Origin of the sequence: Reyranella sp. CPCC 100927 (assembly GCF_007859315.1) — a bacterium.
Lineage (GTDB): Bacteria > Pseudomonadota > Alphaproteobacteria > Reyranellales > Reyranellaceae > Vineibacter.
Map to the genome: position 1 here is coordinate 92,151 of NZ_VOHA01000001.1, position 25,661 is coordinate 117,811.

Genomic DNA, 25,661 nt, shown 5'->3' on the forward strand with positions numbered 1-25,661 from the left:
CGTCGCCGGCCCACAAGGTGCCGGCCGGGTTTGGCGGGGAGACAGAATGGCGGTTGCGCGCGGTGAAGCGGCAGCACCTGCATCGACGGACGGCGCGCCGCGGGCAGAGGCCTCAAAGCTGGGTCAGGTGTCGTGGGCCCTGTTCGATTGGGCCAACCAGCCATTCTTCACCATCATCACCACCTTCATCTTCAGTTCCTACTTCGCCAATGTGCTGGTCTACCAGCATGAGCTGGCCGCCCTGAAGACGGCCTATCCCGATCGCAGCGCCGCCGAGTTGTCGCAGTTGGCGCAGGCTGCCGGCCAGTCGGCCTGGGCTTTCACGCAATCGGCGTCGGGCCTCTTCATCGCCTTGCTCAGTCCGTTTCTCGGGTCGATGGCCGACGCCGCCGGCCGGCGCAAGCCGTTCATCCTCGTCTTTCAGCTGCTGCTGGCGGTGGGGTGCATCGCCCTGTGGTGGGCGCGTCCCGAGCATGCCGACTGGATCGGGCTGATCTCGCTGGCCGTCATCCTCGCCACGATCGGCGCCGAGATCTCGATCGTGTTCAACAATGCCTTCCTGCCCAACATCGTGCGGCCCGAGCGCATGGGTTGGCTGAGCGGTTTCGGCTGGGGCATGGGCTATCTCGGCGGTCTGGTGTCGCTGTTCATCGTGCTGGCCGTCAGCCGTCCCAGTCTGCTGGGCCTGGCGCCGCCCGGCAGTCCGCCACTGTTCGGCCTCGACCGCGCCGCCTACGAGGTCGAACGGCTGATCGGCCCGGCATCGGCGCTGTGGCTGTTCATCTTCGTGCTGCCGATGTTCCTGTTCACACCCGACGGCAAGCGCAGTGGCCTGGGTGTCGCCGATGCGGCAGGGCAGGGATTCCGAACCTTGATCGGGACACTGCGCAAGCTGCGGCACTATCGCAATCCGCTCCTCTATCTGGTCGCCTACATGATCTACAACGACGGGCTCGCCGCCGTGATCGCGTTCGGCGGCGTCTATGCCTCGGCGACCTTTCTGTGGCCCACCGAGACGTTGGGCGTGTTCGGCATCGTGCTCACGGTGCTGGGCGTGTTCGGCGCCTTCGCCGGTGGCTGGCTCGATGATCGCATCGGATCGAAGCGCACCGTGCAGTTCGCGATTGCCGGTACGATTATCGCCACGCTCGGCATTCTCTCGGTGTCGCGCACCGGTGTGCTGTTTGTTGTCGGTGTGCCCGAGCCCGCTGCCGACCGTGGTCTGTTCGGATCGCTGCAGGAGCAGGTCTTCATGGGCTTCGCCCTGCTGATCGGCATCTGCATGGGCCCGATGCAGGCAGCCAGCCGAACCCTGGTGGGACGCCTGGCGCCAGCAGGGATGTCGGGTGAGTTCTACGGGCTGTTCGCGCTGTCGGGCCGTGCGACGACGTTCATGGCGCCGGCCCTGATCGGCGTGGTGACCTGGCTCACCAACTCCAACCGGTTCGGCATGATGGTGGTGTTGGCCTTTCTGGTCGTCGGTTTCATTTTGCTATGGCAGGTTCGCGAAGAGCAGGCGCAACGCATCCATTGACGCTCGGCGTCGCTGCTCGCACGCAGTTCATCTCAGGAGGCAGCGATGATCGTCGCCATCGTCAATTTTCAGCTTCCATCGGACGTGACTGCCGAACAGGCGCGCACGCTCTACGCCGACTCGGCACCGAAGTACCGCGCGATGAAGGGATTGGTGCGCAAGTACTACCTGTGGGACGCCGAGCAACGCATCGGCGGTGGCGTCTACCTCTGGGAGTCGCGCGCCGCGGCCGATGCCGTGTACACGGCGGAATGGAAGGCCTACATCAAGGCACGCTACGGCAAGGAGCCCGCGATCACCTTCTTCGACGCGCCGGTCATCGTCGACAACGAGATCGGCACCACCAAGGTGGCGGCCTGATCAGGCCGGGCCCGAAACGCCGGCACCACTGAAAGTCGCCATGCCGTCGAGGCAGGCGCAGGCAGCCTTCAGCAAGCTGACCGCCACCGCCGCGCCGCTGCCTTCGCCCAGGCGCATGCCCAGATCGAGCAGCGGCTTCTGATCCAGCCGCGCGCACAGGGCCGCGTGCGCCGGTTCGGCCGAGCGATGCGCCACCAGGCAGTGATCCAGCGCGTGCGGATCGAGCGTGTGCAGCACGGCGGCGGCGGCGGTGCAGGTGTATCCATCGAGCAGCACGGGGATGCGTCCCATGCGGGCGGCGATGATGGCGCCACAGATTGCCGCCAGCTCCTCGCCACCGACGGCGGCAAGCACCTGCAGCGGATCACCCAGCGCGGCGCGATGGCGCTCGATGCCCCGTTGCACCGTCTCGATCTTGCGTTCAAGTGCTGCGCCGGAGACGCCGGTCCCCGGTCCGACCCAGTCCTCGGCGCGACCGCCGAACAGCGCCAGGCACAGCGCCGCAGCGGATGTCGTGTTGCCGATGCCCATCTCGCCCAGGCACAGCACGTCGATGCCGGTCTCGGCCGCCATCATGCCGTAGGCCATGGCACGCGCGCAGCGCCCTTCGTCCATCGCCGGGCCTTCGGTGAAATCACCGACCGGGTTTTGCAGGTCCATTTCGTAGACCCGCAGGTCGCCGTCGATGGCGGCCGTCAGCTGGTTGATGGCAGCGCCGCCAGCGATGAAATTCTGCACCATCTGCGCATTGACCTCGGCGGGATAGGCCGAGACACCGCGCGCCACGATACCGTGGCTGCCGGCGAACACGCAGACGCGCGGCCGCTGGCACCGAGGCTGCGCGCGGCCCTGCCACGCCGCCAGCCATTCGGTGATCTCCTCCAGCCGGCCCAACGACCCGAGCGGCTTGGTGAGGTCGGCCTGGCGCAGGCGCACTTTGGTGCGGGCAGCTTCATCGGCTTCCGGCAATTGCGCCAGCACGGCGCGCATTTCGGCGAACGTGGCGGGTGGTGAAGAGTCGCTCGAGGGCATCTGGTGTTCGCAAGTCCGCAGCAAGGTGTCGGCTGACGCGTGTGCCGAAGCGGCGCCGTTGTCCTACAATCGGCGCACCATCTCCAGCGGATTCCACCGGTTCAGAACTTGATCGTCGTTCCAATACCCACGATGCGACCCTGGCCCACGCGAACGGATTGTGTGGTCGGACCGAAGCTTTGACCGAAGGTCTCGTACCGCGAATTGAACAGGTTGTAGGCGAAGGCATGGACACCGACGTGCTCGCCCTCCCAGCCAAGCCTTGCGTTAACCACGTGGTATGACTTCAGATTGAAACTGTTGGCCACGTCGACGGGTCGCGCGCCGACATACTGCCAGTTGGCGCGCAGCAGAACCTCGCCGCCGATGCCCAGCGTGCTGCCCGGCAGTCGGTATTGTCCGCCCAGACTCGCGGTCAGGGCCGGAACGTTGGGAACATCGTTTCCGGATCGGGCGCCGGTCAAGCTACCCGACGGAACGTCACGCAGCCTGGCGTGCGTGTATCCGACGCCGCCGTAGAGATCGAACCCCGGCGCCAGGCGCGCGGCAAACTCGACCTCGCCGCCATAGCTGCGATAGTCCAGGGCCGCGGTCGTGAACAGCAGGCGCGCCGGATCGAACACCACCAGATGGCCGTCCCTGACGTCGTTGAAGAACAGTGCGCCCTTCACCGCGAGCCGCCGGTTCAGCCATGTCGACTTGAACCCCACCTCGTAGGTCCAGCTTGCCGAGGCAGGGAATGTGGCCTCGGGCCTGCCTTGGGGCGTGTTGCTGGCGATCGCCGGAAAGCCGCCGGTCACGTATCCTCGCGCCACGGAAACGTAAGTCATCAGTCCGGCGGACCAGTCGTAGCTCAAGGCAACGCGGCCTGTCGCGAAACCGTCGGATTGGCTGCCGTTCTGCGAGAAGGCGGTCACGACGCCGGGCAGGCCGTTGCCCTGGAAACGGTACCGCGCCCTCTTGTCCTCGCGCGACAGCCTGAGGCCCATGGTCGCCTTCAGGCCATCGACCACCGGCACCGTGACTTCCCCGAACGCAGAATAGCTATTGGTGCTGAAACGGTTGGCCTGGCTTCCGTTCAATCTCTGAAACGCCGGCACGGCGGCGCGACTGAAGCGATCGACCACGACCTCAGACCGGAAGAAATTGAAGCCGGCCGTCCATGCCACGGCCTTGTCGGGCGATGCCGACAGCCTGACTTCCTGCAGATAGGTGTTTTCCCGGATCGCGATATCGGCGATGTCGGCGCCTTTGACGTTGAAGACTGCGCCAGGCAGGCCGGTCAATCGGCTGAACACCAGGCCATCGGTCTGATCGAGACGCTGGGACGAATCGTTGCGCTGGAAGCCGCTGATCCAATCCAGCACGAGCGGTCCGAAGTCGTGACTGACCTTGAGCGTAAGGCCCAGCGAATCACCCGACACCTTGGTGCGCGGATCGGCGGCACTGACGGGAAATGACGCTGCATCGCGCAACAGGAAACGCGGCGCCGTGTCGTTCTGTCGATTGTAGCTGATGGCCAGTGTCGCCGTCGTCCTGTCGCCGGGCGTGAACATCAGCGAGCCGCGCGTGGCCGTGATGTTCAGCGCGCCGTCCTTGCCGCCGGCAACGACATTGGGGATGTCGCCACCGAACGCGGTGTAGCGGGCGGCGAACCGCGCCGCCAAGCGGTCGGCAACCAGCGGCGTGTTGGCGACCAGTTCGCCCAGGCGATAACCCCGCGTGCCGATCTCGCCGGTCACGGCGAAGGATTGATCGAATGTGGGCGGCCGCGGCACGATGTTGATGGCGCCGGCCTGGGTGTTGCGGCCGAACAACGTTCCCTGCGGGCCGCGCAGGACCTCGACGCGTTCGACGTCGAGCAGGTCCGCCGCAACGCCATAGACCGACTGAGGCATATCGCCGACATAGACGACGGCCGTCGTGTCGTCCGACGACAGCGGCGAGAACGAACCGCCGCCGCGTATGTTGAAGAAATTCGTCGACTGCCCGCCGACATCGACGAAGCTGGTGTTGGGCGCGCTGCGTGCCACGCCGGCATTCGATGCGGTCGGCGGGATGTCCATCGTCTTGCGGTCAATGACCGTGACACTGATGGGTGTGGTCTGGTCCGGCTCGCGACGCTTGCGTGCGGTCACATCGACCGGCTCCAGCTGAATGACGTCCGGCGGCGGTGGAACGGGTCGCTCCTGAGCGCGCAGGCCGATGTTCGGCGTCATCCAGAACACGCCGCAGGCCGATACGATCCAGGCACTGCGCCGCCATGCCGGCAGGCCGGGTTTGCTGTCCATTCGAAAACGCGCTGACATCACCCCACCGTCCCCATTTCCGCTTTATTTTGCGAATGACTCGCAGTATCATTGATCAAACGATCAGTCAATTGACTGGCCGAATAGTCTGATTGATGCTGGCGGCAAGAATCTGGAATTCGTGGCGGTGCCGATGGCGGAACTTCGTCCTGTTTTCACGCTCGCCGATGCGCGGGACACCATTGTCGAGGCGGCGTTGATCGCGTTCGCCGAGGCGGGATTTCACGGCGCCACGATGCGCGACATCGCCCATCGCGCGGGCGTGTCACAGGGGCTGGTGCACCATCACTTCAAGGGCAAGGAGGCGCTGTGGAATTTCGTCGGTGAGCGCATCTCAGCCGATTTCCTGGCCTATGTCGGGGAAGCCCTGGCACCGGGCGAGCCTGGTCCCGATACGGTGCCGCAGGCGCTGCGCCGCTACATGCAATACTGGAAAGAGCACCCGACCGCCTTTCGCTTCAATCTGTGGCGCCTGCTCGAGGGCGCCACGGCGGAACGCAGGTCACGCTCGGTGTCCATCACAGGGCGCGGCGTGCCGCTGTTCAAGCAAGCGCAGGACGCCGGTTTCATCCGCAACGACATGCCGGCAGGCCTGGCCATGATCATTGCCGGCAGCCTTGTGCAGTTCTGGCTGCACAGCCAGACGGAGATCCGCGATGCGCTCGCCGTAACCGCCGCCGATGCGCTCGATGATTCGGATTTTCTCGAGCACGTCCTGGATCTCATCCGCCCGCCTGCAGGCATGAACCGTCGCGGGTCCTCCAAGGGACGGAGACGATCGTGAGCACGTTCCAGTTCGAGCTCCATGACATCTCGGATTTTCCGATCGTCCGGATCAGCGTGAATGGGCTGCCGGCCGGCTATACGCGGACGTGGGTGCCGGAAATGGACGCGCTCGTTCAGCGCGGCGATCCGTTCGTCCTGGTGCTCGTGGACGGCCACGGCGAGGACAGTCCGCAGGACCGCAAGAGCAAGGCGCAGTGGATCAAGGTCAACAAAGGGGCCTTCGCGGCGTCGTGCCGCGGCTTCGTCAGTGTCGAGCCCAGCCTCGCGAAGCGGCTGGCGCTGCGGGCGCAGGGCGCCATCATTGCCAGGACCTTCGGGCTGAACTTTGTCGCGGCGCGCGACCTCGCCGAGGCTGAAACAGCCGCGCGGCGATTGCTGGCCGGTGAAGTCGATGTCGACGGCGGCGAATAGGACGGAACCCGCCTACCTGCGTCTGGGCCGGTACCGGCTGCGCATACCGGCGCGGCGCAGCGTCCGCATCGCATTGAGCGCGCTGCTGCTGGTGCGTGGCCTGATCCCGACCCCGACCAGCCCGATCCTGCTGTCCGCCGCCGTCACGCTCCTGTCCGTCGACCTGCCCAGGCTGCGGCGCTGGCGTCGTCGCCTCGTCGTGCGGATCCGGCGCCGGCGGCGGCCCCGTCCAGCTCGGTCGCTGGCCGCCGGCCGGGCGCCCGCATAGGGCGAGCATCGGTGCCGCCAAGGGGCTACAATCGGCGGCCATGGCCAGTGACAGTCCCGACCCCGTCGACTCTTCCGCCCGCCCCGCCCCGCGCACGCTCGAAGACTGGCTGCAGGCGGTTGGCGAAGCGGCTGCCTTCTTCACCTGCCTGCCCCTGGGTCGCGGCGCGCCGCGGTTTCGCGCCGTCGATACGCTGCCCATCTGGCCGGTCGTGGGCCTGGCCATCGGCCTTGCCGCCGGGATCGATCTTGCCATCGCGCGCTGGCTGGGCGCGGCGCCGTGGCTGGCCGCCGTCGTGGGCCTGCTGACGGCTGTGGTCCTCACCGGCGCGTTGCATGAAGACGGGCTGGCCGACACCACCGATGCGTTCGGTGTCGCCAACGCCGACCGCACGCGGCGGCTGGAGATCCTGCGCGACAGTCGCATCGGCACATACGGTGCCCTGGCACTGATGTTCTCCTTGCTGCTGCGGGTCGCGGCGCTGACGCAGATCATCGTCGTTGCCGGCACCGGCGGCGGTCTCCTGGCGTTGGCGGCGACGCACGCCCTGTCGCGCGGCGCCATGGTATGGCCGATCAACGGCTCAAAACCGGCGCGATCCGACGGGCTGGGCGCAGCGCTGGGGTCACCCCCGGCGGCAATTGCCGGCTGGACCCTGGCGGTCGGCGGCGGCATCGCCTTCGTCGCGCTGCTCGCCGTGGCGCCGCTGGCGGCCCTGCTGTCGGCGCCGCTGGCCGTGGCGCTGGCGGCCGGTGTCACATCGGTGGCGCGCCAGCGGATCGGCGGCTATACCGGCGACACTTTGGGCGCGACCCAGCAGGTGGTGGAGATCGCCGTGCTGGCGCTGGTAGCGCTTTGTGTCGGTGGAGGGCGTTGATGGCGGCGGTGAACGGCAATGCGGTGACGCGCTGGTGGTGGGTGCGCCATGCGCCGGTGCCGAACCCGGAGGGCCGCTGCTACGGCCAGCAGGACAAGGACTGCGACACCTCCAACGAGGCATTGTTCCGCCATCAGGCGCGCATGCTGCCGGGCGGCGCCGTGTGGATCACCAGCGGCCTGCTGCGCGCCAAGCGGACGGCGACGGTTCTGGGCTCGTGCGGAGCCGATTACTGCCAGCCGCTCGAGGAGACCCGTTTCAACGAGCAGCATTTCGGCGACTGGCAGGGGCGCACCTACGTCGACCTGCGCATCGATAACACCCATCTGTTCTGGCTCGGCGCGCCCGCCGTGCGGACGCCGGGCGGCGAGAGCTTCGTCGATCTGTTCGAGCGCACGCGCGCCGGCATTCTCGATCACACCGCGCAGCATCGCGGCCGGGACATCGTGGCCGTCACGCATGGCGGCACGATCCGCGCCGCCATCGCGCATGCGATGACGCTGGACCCGGAGCAGGCAGTGCGTTTCGAGGTCGACAATGTCTCGGTGTCGTTGATCGAACACTACGAGCATGCCGATCCCGACCATGCCTGGCGGGTGGTGTTCACCAACGTGATGCCCGTCGAGCACCGCCTCCACCGCGCGCTGGCGTGAGCCGTCGATGCCCGGCACGACGCTGGTGTTGGGGGGCGCGCGTTCGGGCAAGAGCACGTATGCCGAACGGCTGGTCGATGGCACCGCGCAGGGCGGCGCGCCGCGACCGTCGCTGCTGATCGCCACTGCCGATCTGGCTGACAGCGCCCGCCATGGCGATGCCGAGATGGCGGCCCGCGTTGCGCTGCATCGCGCGCGGCGCGGGGTCCACTGGCAGACCATCGAGGAGCCGGTCGAGCTTGCCGCCGCGTTGCGGCGTCACGCCGATGCGCGGACGGTCCTGGTCGACTGTCTGACCTTGTGGCTCTCCAACCTGATGCTGCGCGATCGCGACGTCGTGGCGGCGGGCGACGCGTTGGTGGCGGCGCTGGCCGACATGCGATCCGATGTCGTGCTGGTGGCCAACGAGGTCGGGCTGGGCATCGTGCCCGACAATGCATTGGCCCGCCGCTTTCGTGACGATGCCGGGCGGTTGAACATGCGCGTGGCGCAGCAGGCAGAGCGCGTCGTGTTCATGGTGGCCGGCCTGCCGATGACAGTCAAAGGCGCCTGAACCGCGTCATTCGACGGTGACCGACTTGGCGAGGTTGCGCGGCTTGTCGATGTCGCGCCCCTTCTGCAGGGCCACGTGATACGCGAGCAGCTGCAGGGGGATGTTCAGGAGAATCGGATCGAGTTCCGGTTCCGATCGCGGGACATCGAAGCGTCCCTCGACGCTCACGGGCAGATCGCCGGCGTGGGTGATCGCCAGGATCGGACCGCCGCGGGCGCGGATCTCCTCGACCGTCGAGATGTTCTTGGTGAACAGATCGTCGCGCGGCATGACCACGATCGTGGGCGTCTGTGGTGTGATCAGGGCCAGCGGGCCGTGCTTGAGCTCGGAGGCGGGATAGGCCTCGGCGTGCAGATAGCTCACCTCCTTGAGCTTGAGCGCGCCTTCCATGGCCACGGCATAGCCGGCGGCCCGGCCGATGAAATAGGCATGCTCGCAGGCGAGGAGTTGTCGGGCGAGCTCGGCAATCTCGGCATCGCGGGCCAGGATGCTCTCGATCTGGACGGGCAGTTCCGACAGTGCCTTCAGCAGACGTCCACCGTGCGCGGTTGACAGGTCGCGGATTCGCCCGAGGTGAAGGGCGAGCAGGGCGAAGGCCATCACGGTGCAAGTGAACGTCTTGGTCGACACCACCGAGACCTCGGGTCCGGCATGCAGGTAGATGCCGCGGCCGCACTCGCGCGCAATGGTGCTGCCGACGACGTTGACGATGCCCAGCACCCGTCCACCCTTGCGTTTGACCTCCTGCACCGCGGCCAGCGTATCGAACGTTTCACCGGACTGGCTGACGGCGATGTAGAGCGTGTCGGGCTCGATCACGGGGTTGCGGTAGCGGAACTCCGAGGCCGGCTCGGCATGGGCGGGAAGGCGCGCCAGCTGTTCGATCAGGTGGGCGCCCATCGTTGCGGAGATGCAGGCCGAGCCGCAGCCGAGGATCTTGATGCGCCGCACCTCCAGCAACTCGCGCGCATCCAGCGCCAGACCGCCCAGATGCGCGGTCTGGAAGCGCGGTTCGAGGCGGCCGCTCAGCGTGCGCCGTGCGGCATCGGGCTGTTCGGCGATCTCCTTGCGCATGAAGTGGTCGAAGTCGAGCTTGTCGAAGGCGTCGTCGGTCCAGGCGATGGTCGATGCCGTCTTGGCCGTCGGATCGCCCTCCAGCGTCGACGTCTCGAACCCGTCGGCGCGCAGGACGGCGACCTCGCCGTCGTCGAGATGAACGACGCTCTGCGTGTGGCGCACGAGGGCAGACGGGTCCGAGGCGACGAACATTTCGCGGTCGCCGATTCCCAGCACCACCGGGCTGCCGTTGCGCGCCACGACGAGCGCGTTCGGTCGCGTCGCGTCGAGCACAGCCAGGCCATAGGCGCCCACCACCATCTGCAGGGCCGCACGCACCGCGCCTTCCAGCGAGTCGTGCGGCATCTTCGCGATCAGGTGGGCCAGGACTTCCGTGTCGGTCTCGGAGCGAAACACGATGCCTTCCGCCGCGAGGCGTCGGCGCAGGGCGGTCGCGTTCTCGATGATGCCGTTATGGATCACGGCGATCCGGTTGGCGCTGTCGCAGTGCGGATGGGCATTGCGGTCGCTGGGCTCGCCGTGGGTTGCCCAGCGGGTGTGGGCGATGCCGGGCGATCCCTTGAAGCGGTCCGGCAGGATCTTCTCCAGGTCGCGGACGCGGCCTTTGCATTTGGCCACGCGCAGCTCGCCTGCCCGCGCGACCGCGATGCCGGCCGAGTCATAGCCGCGGTATTCCAGGCGATGGAGGCCTTCCATCAGGATGGGGGCGGCGTCACGTTTGCCGATGTAACCAACGATCCCGCACATGCGGCGTCTCTCCTCAACCGTAGATCACGCGGCGCAGTTGCCGCTCGCTGTAAGCCGGGGCGCGAAATCGCCAGCGTGCCAACTCGACGCTGAGCCGGTCGAAGATCGCGCTGTTGGACAGGCCTTCCTGCTGCAGGCTGCGGTGGCGGCGGCGCACGAAGTCCTCGGGTTGCTCCGACAGGAACGCCAGCACCTCGTCGACCACCTTGGCCGCCTCGGGCGCGGTCAAACGGCTCGTCCGCACCAGATGCGCCACCAGCTCCTCCAGCTCGTTCGGCTCCGACATGGCTCAGGATCCTGGTTCAGGTCATGGAAAGCAAAGATTTTGCCCGAAATCGGGCAGGAATGGTCAAATACCACCACCGGAAGCCACTGAAAGTCTGGGCTGCAGGTTGGCAGCAATTTCTTGCGGGATGGCGGATGGTGCGGAGCGGGCGCCGGCGATAGGTCTGCTTCCGGTGCAGCGGAGTTGATCGATGCCGTCTTCCTCGTCGCGTTCCATGGGTGGTGCCGAGTGGCTGCTGCTCATCGCCTTGTCCGTGCTGTGGGGCGGCTCGTTCCTGTTCGGCAAGGTCGCGGTGGGCGAGATCCCGCCGCTGTCGGTGACCCTGGGACGTGTCGCGCTGGCGGCGGTGGCGCTGAACCTGCTGCTGCTGGTGCTGGGGCAGCGTTTGCCGACCGATCGCGTCAGCTGGCTCGCCTTCATCGGCATGGGATTTCTCAACAACGTCCTGCCCTTCACCCTGATCTTCTGGGGCCAGATGCAAATCGGGGCCGGGCTCGCCTCGATTCTCAACGCCACGACGCCGCTGTGGACCGTCGTCGTCGCACATCTGCTGACCAGCGATGAGAAGATGAATGCCGGCAAACTGGCGGGTGTGCTGCTCGGCATCGCCGGCGTTGCCGCCCTGATCGGTCCCTCGGCCGTGGCCGGCTTCAGCGGCGACGTACCGGCGATGATCGCGGTCGTGCTGGCAACCCTGTCCTATGCCTTCGCCGGTATCTTCGGTCGTCGCTTCGCCCGCATGGGATTGGCGCCGCTGTCGGTCGCAACTGGACAGGTCACGGCGGCGACCATCATGATGCTGCCGCTGGCGCTGGCGGTTGATCGCCCCTGGCTGCTGGCACCGCCCGGCACCACCGCCATCGCCGCGCTGGTCGGCCTCGCCGTCATCAGCACGGCGCTGGCCTACGTCATCTATTTCCGCCTGCTGGCGACAGCGGGTGCGACCAACCTGCTGCTGGTCACGTTCCTGATTCCACCCAGCGCGCTGGCATTCGGCATGCTGCTGCTGGACGAGCCCCTGCTGTCGCGGCACGTGGTCGGCCTTGTCCTGATCGGCGGCGGGTTGGTGGCGATCGATGGCAGGCTGTGGCGGCGCGTGCGCGCTGCAAAGGAAGCGTGACCGACCCTACGTCTTAGCGATGGCACGGCAACGACGGCAGGTTATGCTGTTGCATGCGCGTGCGTGATGTGGGTACCGACCTCATGGTCGACGATCACCCGACCCTTGATCGGTGGGTCGGGATCTTCAATTTCGCCATTGCCGGCTTCTGCGTCTACATCGCCTACGACAACTATCGTCCCGGCGGCGAATGGCGCGATATGCTCCTGCTCCTGGTCATGCCCTTCGCCGGCCTGATCGCCCTGCTGGGGCTGTGGCGGGCGGTGGCTCGGCCGGACACCCGTCTGCATGTCGATGGTGCCCAGGGCGTTGTCTCCCTGGTCCGCCGCACGGTCCTGCATCGCACGACGAGCCGCTGGACGGCGGCCGAAATCACGGGCTTCGCCCGGGCGCAGCGCCCGGGTCGCGACGGCGAGCTCGTGTATCGCCTGAGGCTCGACCTGGCGGATGGCACATCGTTGCCGGCAGCAACGCTGTGGAACCCCGACCGCATCGCGATCGATACCGTGATCGCGCGCGCTCATGTTCTGCTCGGCAAGTGAGATTGCCGCTTTTGCCACATTTCTGCCCCGTGTGAGGCCGATGATTACCGGGCTCGGGAGTGCTATGGTACCGATGCTGCAGCCCAAAAAAAGGCGTCCCTCCGCCGGCTGTGGCCAGAAACGGAGAATAAAATATGCCGACGTCCCGTCCGACGCTGTCGCGTCGTTCCCTCGTCGCTTCGGCGGCGGCCCTCGTTCCCGCAATCGCTGCGGCACCGGCTCTGGCCGATGCCAAGCGCCAAGCACTGGTCAACGATGCTCTCGCCTCCGTGCAGCGCGTCATCGACAGCAAGGAATTCCCCGAAGCCATCAATCAGCTGAAGCGCGCGCGGGGCGTGCTGATCCTGCCCAGCTTCACCCAGGCTGCATTCCTGATCGGTGGTGCCGGCGGCCGCGGCGTTCTGCTGGCCCGCAACGGCGCCAACGACTGGAGCTATCCGGCGTTTATGACCATGGGCTCCGGCAGCCTCGGCCTGCAGGTCGGCGGTCGCGTTCAGGAGATCCTGCTGATCGTGCTCACCGACAAGGGCCTGAACGCGCTGCTGGAGAGCAAGTTCAAGTTCGGCGCCGAAGGCGGTGTGACGGTGATCAATGCCGGCGTCGGCATTGCCGGTGCAACGACCGGTGCCGTGGGCGCCGACATCGTCGCCTATTCCAAGGCCAGTGGCCTGTATGTCGGCGCGGCCCTGGATGGTTCGTACCTGGAGCCTGACAACGACTGGAATGCGCTCTACTATGGTCAGGGTGCACGCGGCCGTGACGTGATCACGGAGCGTCGCTATACGAATCCCGGTGCCAACGGGCTGCGCCAGTACCTGGCGCGCTTCTGACCTTTCGTTCGCCCCGCCGTCGGGGCGCACGCGTCCTTCTGGGACATGGCTCATCGTCGGGTGTTGCCGTGGCTACGCCCTCTTTTTTCATCTCGCGTTGAGAGTAGTTGCGCATGCTGGGAAAGATCGCCGCGTTGGTATTGGCGCTCGCCATCGGTGTCGGTGCTGGCTTAGAAGCCCAGGCACAGACGAAGACGACAACACCGGCCAAGTCGCCCAAGCCGGTTCACAAGGCAGCCCCCAAGAGTACCAGCGGCGCCCAGAGTGCCACGACGCGGCCCAGTCCCCGAAAGAAACCGGCGGCCCAGAGCGCTTCGACACGCCGGCCATCGCCACGGCGGGTGCAGCCGGTCAAGACGGCCCAACGCTCGGCGACGGCGACGCGCGGCGTGCGTGCGGCCAAGAACAACCAGCTGCGGGCGGCCGGCCGGACGGTACGGCCCAATTCACGCCTGGCGGTGCGGCCCACCGCGGCCAGCCGGAGCGCGGTTGCCCTGCCGGACAAGCGCCGGTCCACCCGCTTCGGGCGGATGCCGACGTTCACCATGCCGAGCCCCCTGCCGGACAATGGTGTGGCGCGCGCCTTGTCGCTGTACAACGTACACACTGGCGAGTCGCTCAACGTCACCTACTGGCACCGCGGTCAGTACGTGCAGTCCGAACTCGATCGCCTGAATGACTTCCTGCGCGACAGCCGCTCCGGCGATCAGGTCCAGATGGACCCCAAGCTGTTCGACATCCTGTGGCAGGTCCGCCGCCAGCTGGGCTCGACGGCGACGTATCGCGTGCTGTCGGGCTACCGCTCGCCGCAGACCAACGCCTGGCTGGCCAGCGTCAGCAGCGGCGTTGCCTCCGACAGCCTGCACATGCGCGGCCAGGCGATGGACGTCATGCTGCCGGGGCGCACCGCCGGGCAGATCCGCCAGGCGGCGCGCATGCTGGGTCTGGGCGGTGTCGGCTACTATCCGCGCAGCGGCTTCGTTCACCTCGACACCGGCCCCGTGCGGTACTGGTAAGCCCGCCGGTCAGAGGGCCCTGAGAAAGGCCAGCAGGTCGGTCTTCTCCGGCTGTGTCAGCTTGAGCTCGAGGACCAGGTTGAAGAACTCGACCGTGTCGTCGAGCGTCAGCAGGCGGCCGTCGTGCAGATACGGCGGTGAGTCCTTGATGCCGCGCAACGGAAAGGTCTTGATCGGCCCGTCGGCGGCCGCCATGCGGCCGTTGACGGTCTGCGGCTTGTAGAAGCGCTCGACCCGCAGGTTGTGCATCAGATTGTCAGTGTAGTACGGCGGCGCATGGCAGGCGGCGCACTGGCCCTTGCCGAAGAAGATGGCCTCGCCGCGCAGTTCGCTTTCGTTCGCCTTCGACCGGTCCAGCCGGCCCATGACATTGAGTTTCGGCGCCGGCGGGAAGTCGAGCAGGGCCTGGAATTCGGCCATGAAGTGCACCTGGCTGCCGCGCTCCAGCACGTTCACGCCCTTCTTGGTTGCGGTCACCGGGTCGCCGTCGAAATAGGCGGCGCGCTGTTCGAACTCGGTGAAGTCCTCGATGCTTTTCAGCGCCCGCTGCGAGCCGAACAGGCGCTGGATGTTGACGCCGCGCAATGACGGCGTGTCGATGCGATGGCGGAACGGTTGCGGGCGGATGTCACCCACCAGGTGCGTCGATGCGTTCGTGTGGCCGTTGGCGTGGCAGTCGAAGCAGGTCACGCCGCGGCTGGGCCGCTCGCTGCGCCGGTCCTCGGTCTGGTTGAACTGCTGCTGCGGGAAGGGCGTCAGCAGCAGCCGCAGGCCCTCGAGCTGCTTGGGATTGAGCACGCCGTTGAACAGTTCGAAGAAGTTGTCGATGGTCAGCAGCTTGCCCTGCGCGACATCGCCCAGGTCCGGCCGCGTCGTGAGAAAGATCGGCGCCGGAAACTCCGGCAGCAGGTGGTCGGGCAGGTCGAAATCGAGGTCGAAGCGGGTGAGATCGCGCGCCTCCTGCCGCTTGATCTCATCGATGTGAAACTTCGGGAACACCATGCCGCCTTCGGGATGGTTCGGGTGCGGCAGCGGCAGGAAGCCCTTCGGGAACTGGTCACGATCGCGGATCTCCTCCGGCCGCATCGCACCCAGGCGATCCCATGACTGCCCGGCCGGCAGCTTGACGCGCACGCCGTCCTGCACGGGCTTGCCGCGCGCCATCGTCACGCCGGCGGCGGCGCGGTTGGCGAGATCGTAGCGCTCGTTCAGCAGGTCGAACTGCCGTCGCATGACGGCCGGTTTTTCTGCCTGCATGCGCGACAAGATCGTCGCGAAGGGCTCGGTCGTAACGACGGGCGAATAGCTGGACGGCGGCTTGTCGGATACTTGCGCCTGCGCCGCACTCGCGAATCCAGCGGCGACGAGTGCAAGCGTCGCTGACAGGGCTTTGCGCATATCAGGTCTCCCTCTCACCCGCGAGGTCGACAAGTACGGCAGCCGCGCGGGCCACATGCGCAATGCGCGAGCGCACTCAATGGTTGCATCACATCACGGCCGTCATCCGTTCAAGATGACATGCGTGTGATGATTCACGCGACGGCGAACAGTCGCGTGCAACGCAGCGTTGAGAGGAAAGGATCAGCCTCTGCCGCCGGCCTTGCGCAGGAGATCCGTGATGGAGCCGCCGCCGCGGCGCGACTCGCGCGCATAGGTCATCGCGGTGCGGCCAGTGTAGTCTGATACGTTGGGGTCGGCCTTCTTGTCGATCAGCGCGCGCACGATCTCGGTCGAGCCGTTGCGTGCCGCCATCATCAGGGCGGAGACGCCCTGGCGGTCCTGGGCGTTCACGCGGGGATTGCGCGTCAGAATGACCTTCACCATCTCGGGGTCGTTGCGTTCGGCGGCGCGGATCAGGGCGGTGCGGCCCTCGCGGTCGGTGCCGTCGACGATCGCACCGCCCTTCAACAGCGCGGCGGCGATTTCGACATGGCCCTTGGAAACGGCGAGGATCAGCAGCGGCTGGCGCTGCGCATCGACCTGGTTGGGGCTTTCACCCTTCAGCAGACCCTGCTGGACGCCGGCGAGGTCGCCTTTTTCGACGGCCGTCACCATCGGCCGCGACAACAGGATTTCGACCTGGGCGTGAACCGGGACGGCATGGGCGGTGCCCAGCGCCAATGCTGCCACCAAACGGATCATCGTCGTACCACGCGCCATGATCGCCTCCGTACTCGTCTCACGCGCCCGCCGCGCGCTTCGCCTCGATCACATCCCAGATGCGGCCTTCCAGGTTCACGCCGTCGAAGCGGTCGATCTGCTGCAGGCCGGTCGGCGACGTTACATTGATCTCGGTCAGCCAATCGCCGATCACGTCGATGCCCACGAAGATCAACCCGCGCTCCTTCAGCGCCGGGCCGATGGCCGCGCAGATATCGCGATCACGCGTGGTCAGGGTCGCTTTCACCGGCACGCCGCCGACATGCATGTTCGAGCGTGACTCGCCCGCCGCCGGCACGCGGTCGATGGCCCCGACCGGCTCGCCGTCGATCAGGATGATGCGCTTGTCGCCCTTGCGGACCTCCGGCAGGTAGCGCTGCGCGATGATCGGTTCGCGCGATGCCTTGGAGAACATCTCCAGCAGCGAATTGAGGTTCTCGTCATCAGGCTTGACGCGGAACACGCCGGCGCCGCCGTTGCCGAACAGCGGCTTCAGGATGATGTCCTTGTGCTCGTTGCGGAATTCGCGGATGCGGGCCGCATCGGACGCGATCAGGGTCGGCGGCATGAGGCCGTCGAAGTGCGCCACGAACAGCTTTTCCGGCGCATTGCGGACATGGGCCGGATCGTTGACCACCAGCGTCCTGGGATGGATATGCTCAAGCAGATGCGTCGTCGTGATGTAGGCCATGTCGAACGGCGGATCCTGCCGCAGCCACACCACGTCCACCGTCGCCAGGTCGAGGATCTCGGCCTCGCCCAGCTGGTAGTGTCGGCCTTTCTCGCGGCGGACCGTCATGGGCTGTGCCTTCGCCATGACCTTGCGGTCGCGGAAGAAAAGATCGGCCGGCGTGTAGTGATACAGCGTATGGCCACGCGCCTGCGCTTCAAGTGCCAGCACGAACGTCGAATCACCATCAATATCGACGGTCGAGACGTGGTCCATCTGGAAAGCGACAGCGAGACCCATGCACGTATCCTCCGGCGCCGTCGAACCGGCACCGGGCTCAGTTAAGCCGCCGCCGCAATTCGCGCAAGAGAGCCGTGGCGTCGCGCCGGGCCTTGGCGCGGGCGGCCGAAACCTCCATGTCCTGGGACGGCGGCGTCTGGGCATCGACTGCCAGGAACCGGTCGAAGGCGCGGCAGGCGGCGCCGACGGCGTCGATCTGCGCATTGAGCGCACCGGCCTCGAACCAGAGCTCGGGCCGATCCGGCGCGATGGCGGTCATGTGCTGCAGCGTCGCCGTGGCGCCGGTACTGTCGCCACTGCGCAGCTGGCGCACCTTGATGTTGTTCTCCAACCGCAGCAGGACATCGTGATCGGACAAAGCGGTCACGTACTCGGGCCGCAGTTCGGCATCGGCGCCATGCACGGTCTTCAGCAGCCGGCGCAGGTCTGCCGGTTCCAGCGCGGTGCCCTCGTTGAAGGGGTCCAGGATGGTGCGCACACCGTCGCTTTCCAACTGGATCAGGAAGTGTCCGGGGAACGCCACGCCGACGCAGGTCCAGCCCTGGGCCCGCGCCGCTTGCAGCCAGATCAGGCTCAGCGCGACCGGCAGGCCGCGACGGCGGTCGATGACGCTCGCCAAATCAGCGTTCTGCAGGTCATCGTAGGTCTCCCGGTCGCCGCGATAGCCGTGGCCGTTCGCCAACACGTCGCACAGCGCATCCGGTGGCGCCTGCCTGTCGCGCACCCGTGCCGCGACGTCGGCGCACAGCGTGGCCATATGCGTGCGATAGGGCGCCAGCTGGAGATCCGAACGACGCAGCGCCGAGAGAACCAGGCCAGCTTCGACAACGTCGATCGTCGCATCGTCGACAGGGCACAAGGCCGCCAGCCGCTCCAGCAGTTCGCTCTTCACATGAGTCGTCGACGTGCCCGCCATCGCCATCCGTCGCTATGGCCGCCAGGCGTCGACGACATGCGTCGGCCACCCGCGCGGCGTTACCAGCATGGCGTCGAACCTGATCGCGCAACCCGCCAACCCCTGACGACGCGCGATGAACATCTCCGCCGCGCGAGCGATGCGCCGCCACTGTGGCTCTGTCAAGGCGAAGGCGGCGTCCGTCGCGCTGGCCCGCGCCTTGACCTCGACGAAGGCCACCACGTCGCCGCGCCGCACCACGATGTCGATTTCGCCCGCCGTTGCGCGCCATCGGCGGGCCAGCACGCGATACCCGCTCAGGCGCAGCCGCCACACGCAGCGCCATTCGGCCCAGCGGCCCATCCGGTCAGCCGCGATCCGCCGCGGATCGGCGGGCGGTCCGGGGGCCGGCCGGCCTTTCATTCGGGTTGACGTTTCAGCGCCAGCGCGCGGGCGTAGACCTCGCGCCGCGGTCGGCCGAAGCGCGCCGCCACCTCCGCCGCTGCTTCGCGCACGCCAGTCGCTGCCAGCGCTTCACGCAGGGCCATGTCGATATCGTCCTCGGTTGGCCCCGCTTGCGGTCCCGGCGGCGCGATCACCAGGACGATCTCGCCCTTGGGCGGTCCGCTGTCGCCATAGTGTTGCGCCAGCACATCGAGCGGCCCCCGCCGCACCTCCTCGAAGCGCTTGGTGAGTTCGCGGGCCACCGCCGCCGGGCGTGCGCCCAGCAACGCGGCGAGATCGGCCAGGGCCTCGACGAGGCGGTGCGGGGACTCGAAGAACACCAGGGTCGCCGGCACCGCCGCCAGCGCCGTGATGGCTTCGCGTCGCGCGTGTTGCTTGTTCGGCAGGAAACCGCCGAACAGGAAGCGATCATTGGGCAGTCCCGCCAATGCCAGGGCCGCCAGCGGCGCTGACGGACCAGGCACGGTGGTGACCGGTACGCCGGCGTCGATCGCGGCCCGGACCACGCGATGACCGGGGTCCGACACCAGCGGCATGCCAGCGTCGCTGACCAGTGCGACGATATTGCCGGCGCGGACCTCGGTGACGATTCGGTCGGCGACAGTGTCTTCGTTGTGGTCGTGACAGGCGATCACGGTCGCTGAAATGCCGTAAAGCGTCAGCAGCGTGCGTGTGACCCGCGTGTCCTCGCAGGCGATGATGTCAGCGGCACGCAGGATGTCCAACGCACGCAGCGTGATGTCGCGGGCGTTGCCGATCGGCGTCGCCACAAGGTAAAGGCCTGGCGCTGGTTTACTTGCTTCGGCGCCGTCGCTACGGTCATCGGCTGCCGGCATTACTCGTGTGGGGACAGCCATGATGCTCCGTTCGCTTGCGCCGTGTCCGTCGATGGGCCGCGGCCCGGGACCCGGTTTCGCCGGATGGCTGGCCATGGCGGCCGTCGGCCTGTTGCTGGGTGCTTGTGCCACCACCACGGCGCCGCAATCTAGCACGCCGCCACCGCCGCCAGCACCCGCCATCGCGCATGCCGATCCCAGGCCAGAACCGGCACCGCGCGTGACGGCCACCGGCAAGCTCAAGGTCGCGCTGCTGCTGCCGTTGTCGGGACGCGCGCGTGACATCGGCAACTCGATGCTGGAGGCGGCGGAACTGGCGATCTTCGATGGCGCCGGTCGCGACATCGCCATCATTCCGATCGACACCGGCGACTCGCCCGACCGTGCCGTGGCTGCCGTGCAGCGGGCGGCGCAGAGCGGCGCGGTGATCCTGCTGGGGCCGCTGTTCGGTCCGGCCACGGCGGCGGCGGCGCTGGCCGCCCGTGACGCCAACCTGGAGATGGTGAGCTTCTCCAATGACGAGGGCGTGGCACAGCCCGGCGTCTACCCGATGGGACTGGGCGTGCAGACCCAGGTCCGTCGTGTGGCCGACTATGCGCTGTCCAAGGGCATCCGCCGCTTCGCCGCCTTCGCGCCGGCGACACCCTACGGCCAGCAGGCGACCCAGGCCTTGCGTGATGCGGTCACATCGCGCGGCGGCACGGTCGCTGCGGCCGAGCGCTTCAACTTCAAGGACGGCAACCTCACCGGCGGCGTCGATCGCGTGACGCAGGCCATCACCGCCGAGGGCAGCGGCACCACCGCTTTGCTGCTGCCGGTCGCGGGACCGCCGCTGGCAGCCGCGACGCAGGCCCTGACGACGACCAATCCGGACGCCAAGAAGGCCCAGCTCATCGGCACGGGCGTCTGGGATACGCCGGCCATCGCCTCCGAGGGCGGCCTGTCGGGTGCCTGGTTTGCAGCGCCGGATCCCTCGCGGCGTGCCGAGTTCGAGCGCAAGTTCGAGGCTGTGCATGGCAAAGCACCGCATCGTCTGGCGACCTTGGCGTACGACGCCGTCACCATGGCGGCCCGGCTGGCGCGGGCAAAGCCCGGCGGCGACTTCACGGCATCGGGGTTGACCGATCCCGCGGGTTTCCAGGGCCTCGACGGGCTGTTCCGGTTCCGCGCCGACGGGCGGGTCGAGCGGGCCCTGGCGGTGCTGGAAATCGGCAACGAGCGGGTGCGCATTGTCGACCCCGCCCCCTCAAGCCTGGACCAGCCGACCAACTGATCCGGTAGGGGGAAGCATGGAGTACGATCGCAACAACATCTTTGCGCGCATCCTGCGCGGTGAGTTGCCGTGCCGGAAAGTCTACGAGGACGAACACGCGCTGGCGTTTCACGACATCAATCCGCTGGCGCCGGTCCACGTGTTGGTCGTGCCCAAGGGCGACTACGTGTCGAACGCCGACTTCTCCGCCCGGGCGCCGGATGCCCTGGTCGTTGGCTTCTGGCGTGCCGTGGGCGAGACGGCACGGGTCCTGGGCCTGGAGCCGGAGGGCTATCGCCTGGTCGCCAATCACGGTCCCAAGGGCGGCCAGATCGTGTTTCATTTTCACGTTCACATTTTCGGGGGCCGACAGATGAGCCACCGGATGGGCAACATGCCGCGGCCGGACGACGCGTGAGCCGCCATCCCGGTGCCCCAATGGCCGGCCAGGGTGCAGTGTCCACTTTTGCTCGCAGGTAAGCCTATGCACCGCCTCGGTTTCCTTCCTGTCGCCATGCTGGCGCTGGCTGTACCGTCGGTCGCGCCGCGCGCTGAAACGATGCCCAAGCCCACCGCCGACTACAGTGCCGAGGGAACCATCACGTCGGGCAAGGGCAGCAACCCGGCCACGGTGCGCCACGGCGCCGGCAAGTTGCGGATCGACACGCATGTCGACGGCAAAAAGGCAGCGATCTATGTCGATCTCGCGGCGCGCACGGCGACCGTCGTCAGCCAGCGCCTGGGCCAGAAGATCGCCATGGAGATCGATCCCGAGCGCGCCAGCGACGCCGTGAACATGCTGGATCGTGACGCCAAGCGCGTAGGCGAGGCGAAAGTCGCCGGCGAGACGTGCGATGAGTATGAGTTCGAGACGTCCAAGGGGCACAAGGTGATGACCTGCGTGACGCGCGACGGCATCGCGCTGCGCACGCGCGACATCAGCCGAAACCGCGTGGTCTGGGAAGCGTCGCAGGTCACGCGCGCGCCGCAGGACGCGGCCCAGTTCGTGCTGCCCGCCGACGCAATCCCGCTGCAGATTCCGAAACTCCGCTAGCTTTTTTCCGCCTCCCCAACTGCGCGAGGGAGGGCCGATCGCCCCCTCGAAATTGCCGTCAGGTGGCGGATAGCGCAGGATCACCGCCGGGTGTTCACTGCGGGCATGACCGACATGAATCGAGCCCTTTTTGTTCCGAGCCGCGCGACGCTGCGTGATGCCGTTGCGCCGGCCACTCCTGTGGTCGAGAACGACGTGCTCCCCGATGCCGAGACCTGCTGGGCGGCGCTGGGCCGGCGTGATCGCGGCTTCAACGGCCGTTTCTATTTCTCCGTGAAGACAACCGGCGTGTATTGCCTGCCCTCGTGCGGCGCCCGGGCGCCACGGCGCGAGAATGTTGCCTTCCATGCCTCGCCCGAGGCGGCAGAAGCGGCGGGCTTCCGGCCGTGCAAGCGCTGCCGTCCGCGTGAATGGATCGTCGACAAGGGATTGAGCAGCGCTGTGGCGATGGCCTGCCGGCTGCTGGACAACGTCGATGCCGACGAGGCGCCCTCGCTCGAGGCCGTGGCGCGCAAGGTGGGCATCACCGCGTCGACCCTGACGCGGCGTTTCCAGCGCGAACTGGGCGTCAGCCCGCGCGACTGGCTGGCCGCCCGCAAGACGGGTCGGTTCAAGGCAGCGCTGAAAAGCGGTGACAGCGTCACGGAAGCGCTCTACGGCGCGGGCTACGGTTCTTCGAGCCGGGTCTACGAGAATTCCGACAAGGTCCTGGGCATGACGCCGGCCACGTACCGCAAGGGCGGTGCCGGTGCGCGGATCGCCTACACGATCGCCGGCAGCGACCATGGCCGGGTCCTGGTTGGTGCCACGCACAAGGGCATTGCCGCCGTCTATCTCGGCGACAGTGACACTCAGTTGGCCGGCGATCTGCATCGCGACTTCCCGGCAGCGGAGATCGTCCCGGACGATGGCGCGCTGGGGCCGCGCGTGAAGGCTGTGCTGGCGCGGCTCGACGGCCGCAAGCCCAGCGCGATCGATGCCGTCGACCTGCCGCTCGATATCGTCGGCACCGCCTTCCAATGGCGCGTGTGGAAGGCGCTCACCGAAATCCCGGTTGGCCAGACCATGACCTACGGCGCCATCGCCGAAAAGCTGGGCGAGCCCGGCGCCGCCCGTGCCGTGGGTCGTGCGTGTGCCACGAATCCCGTGGCCGTCGTCGTGCCATGTCATCGGGCCGTCGGCTCCAGCGGCGCGCTCACCGGCTACCGATGGGGCGTCGACCGCAAGCGCCGGATTCTGGCGGAAGAGAAGCGGCGCGTCGCGCGATAGCGGTCGAGTCGACCTCAGCGTCGCGGTAACGCGACGTGCGAACGGCGCTGGCAATCACCAGCGCCGTTCGCATCGTCAACAGATCGTTCGCTGCGATCGGGACGAACCCGACGTTTCAGCTCTTGTCGCTGCCCGACGGCTCAGCCGTCATCGGCGGGTCGGATGTTTCAGGCGTCTGCGCCGTTTTCTCCGCGGCGGCACGACGGCCATCCGCCTCGATCAGATCGACCACGTCGGGTGGCAGCGGCTCGTGCGCAATGTCGTCGTACATGGCGTGAAGCTGCCGGTTGAGCCACAGGTCGAACGGCCGTTCCTCGCGCGCATTTTGCGACGATTGTCTGCTGGGCCGGCCGCCAGGAGGGACTCTACGCCTGTCATCGGCCATGGCCGCCCTCGCGTACCTCACTGTATGAGCCACCGACCATTTGAGGGCTTCACCGCTCTTGATGGCCGGGGGGCTGCCCCGGCCGACCTTCCAGCCCGATCCAACAACCATGCACGATACCACGAATCACGATCGTGCGGCGTTCAAAACATCGGCTGCGGGTGTCGATGTAGCCAGGGGATGATCGCGCGCAGCGTCGGACGGTGCCTGCGCCACGGCGGTATCGGTTTCGGGTGCATCGACGGTGATGCCGTCCTGGCCGACCAGAAGCCGTTCCAGCATATCGCGGGCGCGCGAGATGCGGCTCTTGATGGTGCCGACGGACACGCCGGCATGGCGCGCGATCTGATCGTACGATTGTCCATCGATCACGGCCAACACCAGCGCCTCGCGCTGGCCGACCGACAGCTTGCCGAAGGCCGACAGGAACTCCTGCATGATCAGCCCGCGGTCCTGCTGGGCCGGGTGCGACAGCGCGTTGTAGATGGTCTCATCAAGCGGCACGGTGGGGCGCTGGCGCCGCAGGCCTGAAATGAACTCGTTGCGCTGAATGCGGAACACCCACGCCGAGAAGCATGTTCCCGGGCGGAAGCTGTTCTGGCCGGCGAGGGCCTTTACGACGGTTTCTTGGACGAGGTCGTCGGCGCGGTCGCGGTCGCGCGTCAGCGACAGAGCGTAAACCCGCAACCGGGGCAGAATGTTTTTAAGTTCAGCGTGGAAATTGGTGGTCTTGGCTTCTGCCGTCGACATCGTCTGCTCCGTCGATGGTTTTGCTGTTTTGACACCGAACCAATGCCGGGACAGCGCAAAGGGTTGCCAGAAAAGAGAATTTCTCTATATATGGTAATGTTTCATATTTTTGACCATATATGTAGTTCTATCCAACGAGATCAGCCAGCTGCCGCCGGGCACGGGAGACGCGGGCCTTCATCGTTCCAACGGCACAGCCGCATAGGCGCGCAGCCTCTTCGTAGGAAAAGCCGCCGGCCCCGATGAGGATCAACGCTTCGCGATACTGCGGACTGAGCCGCCACAAGGCGGCCGCGAGATCCATCATCTCGGCGCGGTATTCAGGAGACGGTGCGACGCTATCACTGCCGGCTTCATCGAGCATGTTCATGCGGCGCCGCGTCGATCTGATCTCGGAGTAGAACTGCGTGCGCATGATCGTAAACAGCCATGCCTTCAGGTTCGTGCCGATCTCGAACTGATGCTGCTTGGCGAGCGCCGTTGCGACGGTGTTCTGCAGCAGATCGTCCGCCGCCTGCCTTTCGCGACATAGGAAACGACTGAATGCGCGCAGGTCGGGGAGCAGCGCGATGAGATCGGCCCTGACGCTGCCGGCCGGCGACTCACTCGTCTGTTCATCGCCTGCTTTCATCGTCCCGCTCATGCATCGGACATGGGGCCTCGCGATCGTCAGCAAAAGGGTTAAATGCGGGTCGCGCCGACTTCCCAGGAACCGTCAAATACTTACGCCGTTGGTTTCGCGTGCGATGCACTGTCCTGCAGCACGAACTGTGGAGATTTTGTGATGAACTGGGATCGAATCGAGGGCAACTGGAAGCAACTGACGGGCAAGGTCAAGGAAGGCTGGGGCAAACTCACCGACGATGACATCCAGGTCGTGAACGGCAAGCGTGAGCAACTGGTCGGCCGCATCCAGGAACGTTATGGCTTGGCCAAGGATGAAGCCGAGCGGCAGGTGAAGGACTGGGAATCGAAACTGTAGTCATCGCGCCACGCCCGTTGCGTCATGTCGGGGCGGCGTTGTCGCCCTGACATTTTGCCGAAAGCGACGCGGCATCAAATCGCCGGTGTGAGGACAGGCTGGATTCACATTTCACGAAGCGGCGAAAGTGCGAAATCGGTTTGCCGGCTTTGCGCCGATGTCAGTAAAGAAAGCCAAGCAATTCTTTCAGCTCTCCGTTAGCGTCCGCCGATCGTGCGCGTTCGTACTGTTTGCGCCTGAAG

30 protein-coding genes are annotated in these 25,661 nt (G+C 66.8%); 17 read left to right on the forward strand and 13 right to left on the reverse strand.

Translation table 11 applies throughout. The features are described from left to right. The first annotated feature begins 46 nt into the window (after positions 1-46). On the forward strand, positions 47-1,534 hold the full coding sequence (locus FQU96_RS00405; RefSeq protein WP_146538864.1) for an MFS transporter: 1,488 nt from the start codon (positions 47-49) through the stop codon (positions 1,532-1,534). Between the two features lie 45 nt (positions 1,535-1,579). After that, positions 1,580-1,894: a YdhR family protein gene (locus FQU96_RS00410; RefSeq protein ID WP_146538865.1), complete on the forward strand. Its 315-nt coding sequence runs from the start codon at positions 1,580-1,582 to the stop codon at positions 1,892-1,894. Here the strand turns inward: FQU96_RS00410 and cobT are convergent, their stop codons facing one another. Continuing rightward, positions 1,895-2,926, reverse strand: coding sequence for a nicotinate-nucleotide--dimethylbenzimidazole phosphoribosyltransferase (gene cobT / locus FQU96_RS00415; RefSeq protein WP_146538866.1), 1,032 nt, complete (start codon positions 2,924-2,926; stop codon positions 1,895-1,897). Positions 2,927-3,027: 101 nt separating this feature from the next. After that, entirely contained in the window at positions 3,028-5,217 is a 2,190-nt protein-coding gene (locus FQU96_RS00420; RefSeq protein WP_218574563.1) for a TonB-dependent receptor, read from the reverse strand. Between the two features lie 151 nt (positions 5,218-5,368). On the opposite strand from FQU96_RS00420, the gene FQU96_RS00425 reads away from it, so the two are divergent. From FQU96_RS00425 to cobU, 6 genes are read left to right on the forward strand one after another with little or no spacing between them, the layout of a single operon-like run. After that, entirely contained in the window at positions 5,369-6,019 is a 651-nt protein-coding gene (locus tag FQU96_RS00425) for a TetR/AcrR family transcriptional regulator (protein ID WP_146538867.1), read from the forward strand. Continuing rightward, positions 6,016-6,432, forward strand: coding sequence for a hypothetical protein (locus tag FQU96_RS00430; RefSeq protein ID WP_146538868.1), 417 nt, complete (start codon positions 6,016-6,018; stop codon positions 6,430-6,432). The genes FQU96_RS00425 and FQU96_RS00430 overlap by 4 nt, the downstream gene beginning before the upstream one ends. Next, positions 6,404-6,700, forward strand: a complete 297-nt coding sequence (locus tag FQU96_RS00435) for a hypothetical protein (protein ID WP_146538869.1) — start codon at positions 6,404-6,406, stop codon at positions 6,698-6,700. The genes FQU96_RS00430 and FQU96_RS00435 overlap by 29 nt, the downstream gene beginning before the upstream one ends. Before the next feature lie 40 nt (positions 6,701-6,740). After that, entirely contained in the window at positions 6,741-7,577 is an 837-nt protein-coding gene (locus FQU96_RS00440; RefSeq protein WP_146538870.1) for an adenosylcobinamide-GDP ribazoletransferase, read from the forward strand. After that, positions 7,577-8,230 (forward strand): histidine phosphatase family protein, encoded by a 654-nt coding sequence (locus FQU96_RS00445; protein WP_146538871.1) that lies wholly within the window; start codon positions 7,577-7,579, stop codon positions 8,228-8,230. Before FQU96_RS00440 ends, FQU96_RS00445 begins: the two co-directional genes overlap by 1 nt. A gap of 7 nt (positions 8,231-8,237) precedes the next feature. Then, positions 8,238-8,783, forward strand: coding sequence for a bifunctional adenosylcobinamide kinase/adenosylcobinamide-phosphate guanylyltransferase (cobU, locus tag FQU96_RS00450; RefSeq protein WP_146538872.1), 546 nt, complete (start codon positions 8,238-8,240; stop codon positions 8,781-8,783). A gap of 6 nt (positions 8,784-8,789) precedes the next feature. On the opposite strand, the gene glmS is transcribed toward cobU, so the two are convergent. Continuing rightward, positions 8,790-10,607 carry a glutamine--fructose-6-phosphate transaminase (isomerizing) gene (gene glmS / locus FQU96_RS00455; RefSeq protein WP_146538873.1) on the reverse strand — a complete coding sequence of 606 codons (1,818 nt, stop codon included), beginning with the start codon at positions 10,605-10,607 and terminating at the stop codon, positions 8,790-8,792. A gap of 13 nt (positions 10,608-10,620) precedes the next feature. Next, entirely contained in the window at positions 10,621-10,893 is a 273-nt protein-coding gene (locus FQU96_RS00460; protein WP_146538874.1) for a hypothetical protein, read from the reverse strand. A 190-nt stretch (positions 10,894-11,083) separates the two neighbouring features. Here FQU96_RS00460 and FQU96_RS00465 point away from each other — a divergent pair, with 190 nt between their 5' ends. From FQU96_RS00465 to FQU96_RS00480, 4 genes are all read left to right on the forward strand, one after another. Further along, positions 11,084-12,013, forward strand: coding sequence for a DMT family transporter (locus FQU96_RS00465; RefSeq protein ID WP_146538875.1), 930 nt, complete (start codon positions 11,084-11,086; stop codon positions 12,011-12,013). Between the two features lie 53 nt (positions 12,014-12,066). Next, on the forward strand, positions 12,067-12,555 hold the full coding sequence (locus FQU96_RS00470) for a hypothetical protein (protein WP_146538876.1): 489 nt from the start codon (positions 12,067-12,069) through the stop codon (positions 12,553-12,555). Positions 12,556-12,689: 134 nt separating this feature from the next. Further along, positions 12,690-13,385 carry a lipid-binding SYLF domain-containing protein gene (locus tag FQU96_RS00475; RefSeq protein ID WP_146538877.1) on the forward strand — a complete coding sequence of 232 codons (696 nt, stop codon included), beginning with the start codon at positions 12,690-12,692 and terminating at the stop codon, positions 13,383-13,385. Positions 13,386-13,498: 113 nt separating this feature from the next. Continuing rightward, positions 13,499-14,401 (forward strand): DUF882 domain-containing protein, encoded by a 903-nt coding sequence (locus tag FQU96_RS00480; protein WP_146538878.1) that lies wholly within the window; start codon positions 13,499-13,501, stop codon positions 14,399-14,401. Between the two features lie 9 nt (positions 14,402-14,410). Here FQU96_RS00480 and FQU96_RS00485 read toward each other — a convergent pair whose 3' ends face one another. From FQU96_RS00485 to rsmI, 6 genes are all read right to left on the reverse strand, one after another. Then, positions 14,411-15,799, reverse strand: coding sequence for a cytochrome B6 (locus FQU96_RS00485; RefSeq protein ID WP_146538879.1), 1,389 nt, complete (start codon positions 15,797-15,799; stop codon positions 14,411-14,413). A gap of 183 nt (positions 15,800-15,982) precedes the next feature. Beyond that, positions 15,983-16,561 (reverse strand): ankyrin repeat domain-containing protein, encoded by a 579-nt coding sequence (locus FQU96_RS00490; protein WP_146538880.1) that lies wholly within the window; start codon positions 16,559-16,561, stop codon positions 15,983-15,985. 19 nt (positions 16,562-16,580) lie between these two features. Next, positions 16,581-17,531: a glutathione synthase gene (gene gshB, locus FQU96_RS00495; RefSeq protein ID WP_146538881.1), complete on the reverse strand. Its 951-nt coding sequence runs from the start codon at positions 17,529-17,531 to the stop codon at positions 16,581-16,583. Between the two features lie 37 nt (positions 17,532-17,568). Next, positions 17,569-18,447, reverse strand: a complete 879-nt coding sequence (locus FQU96_RS00500) for a SirB1 family protein (RefSeq protein ID WP_178130219.1) — start codon at positions 18,445-18,447, stop codon at positions 17,569-17,571. A 12-nt stretch (positions 18,448-18,459) separates the two neighbouring features. After that, on the reverse strand, positions 18,460-18,849 hold the full coding sequence (locus FQU96_RS00505) for a YraN family protein (protein ID WP_146538883.1): 390 nt from the start codon (positions 18,847-18,849) through the stop codon (positions 18,460-18,462). Beyond that, positions 18,846-19,748 carry a 16S rRNA (cytidine(1402)-2'-O)-methyltransferase gene (rsmI, locus tag FQU96_RS00510; protein ID WP_218574564.1) on the reverse strand — a complete coding sequence of 301 codons (903 nt, stop codon included), beginning with the start codon at positions 19,746-19,748 and terminating at the stop codon, positions 18,846-18,848. The genes FQU96_RS00505 and rsmI overlap by 4 nt, the downstream gene beginning before the upstream one ends. Here rsmI and FQU96_RS00515 point away from each other — a divergent pair. From FQU96_RS00515 to ada, 4 genes are all read left to right on the forward strand, one after another. Beyond that, positions 19,747-21,000 (forward strand): penicillin-binding protein activator, encoded by a 1,254-nt coding sequence (locus FQU96_RS00515; protein WP_146538884.1) that lies wholly within the window; start codon positions 19,747-19,749, stop codon positions 20,998-21,000. The two genes, rsmI and FQU96_RS00515, sit on opposite strands and share 2 nt — an antisense overlap. A gap of 16 nt (positions 21,001-21,016) precedes the next feature. Further along, complete coding sequence (locus FQU96_RS00520) at positions 21,017-21,397, forward strand: histidine triad nucleotide-binding protein (RefSeq protein WP_146538885.1); 381 nt, start codon at positions 21,017-21,019, stop codon at positions 21,395-21,397. Between the two features lie 66 nt (positions 21,398-21,463). Then, positions 21,464-22,033 (forward strand): hypothetical protein, encoded by a 570-nt coding sequence (locus FQU96_RS00525; RefSeq protein WP_146538886.1) that lies wholly within the window; start codon positions 21,464-21,466, stop codon positions 22,031-22,033. Positions 22,034-22,147: 114 nt separating this feature from the next. Beyond that, positions 22,148-23,302 (forward strand): bifunctional DNA-binding transcriptional regulator/O6-methylguanine-DNA methyltransferase Ada, encoded by a 1,155-nt coding sequence (gene ada, locus FQU96_RS00530; RefSeq protein ID WP_146538887.1) that lies wholly within the window; start codon positions 22,148-22,150, stop codon positions 23,300-23,302. A gap of 115 nt (positions 23,303-23,417) precedes the next feature. Here ada and FQU96_RS00535 read toward each other — a convergent pair whose 3' ends face one another. The 3 genes from FQU96_RS00535 to FQU96_RS00545 form a co-directional block, all read right to left on the reverse strand. Beyond that, positions 23,418-23,687, reverse strand: coding sequence for a hypothetical protein (locus FQU96_RS00535; protein ID WP_146538888.1), 270 nt, complete (start codon positions 23,685-23,687; stop codon positions 23,418-23,420). A 126-nt stretch (positions 23,688-23,813) separates the two neighbouring features. Continuing rightward, a complete protein-coding gene (locus tag FQU96_RS00540) occupies positions 23,814-24,437 on the reverse strand; it encodes a sigma-70 family RNA polymerase sigma factor (protein WP_146538889.1) in 624 nt (207 codons plus the stop codon). A 127-nt stretch (positions 24,438-24,564) separates the two neighbouring features. Then, positions 24,565-25,068, reverse strand: a complete 504-nt coding sequence (locus tag FQU96_RS00545) for a sigma-70 family RNA polymerase sigma factor (RefSeq protein WP_146538890.1) — start codon at positions 25,066-25,068, stop codon at positions 24,565-24,567. A 153-nt stretch (positions 25,069-25,221) separates the two neighbouring features. On the opposite strand from FQU96_RS00545, the gene FQU96_RS00550 reads away from it, so the two are divergent. Next, positions 25,222-25,419 (forward strand): CsbD family protein, encoded by a 198-nt coding sequence (locus FQU96_RS00550; RefSeq protein ID WP_146538891.1) that lies wholly within the window; start codon positions 25,222-25,224, stop codon positions 25,417-25,419. Positions 25,420-25,661: the final 242 nt, after the last annotated feature.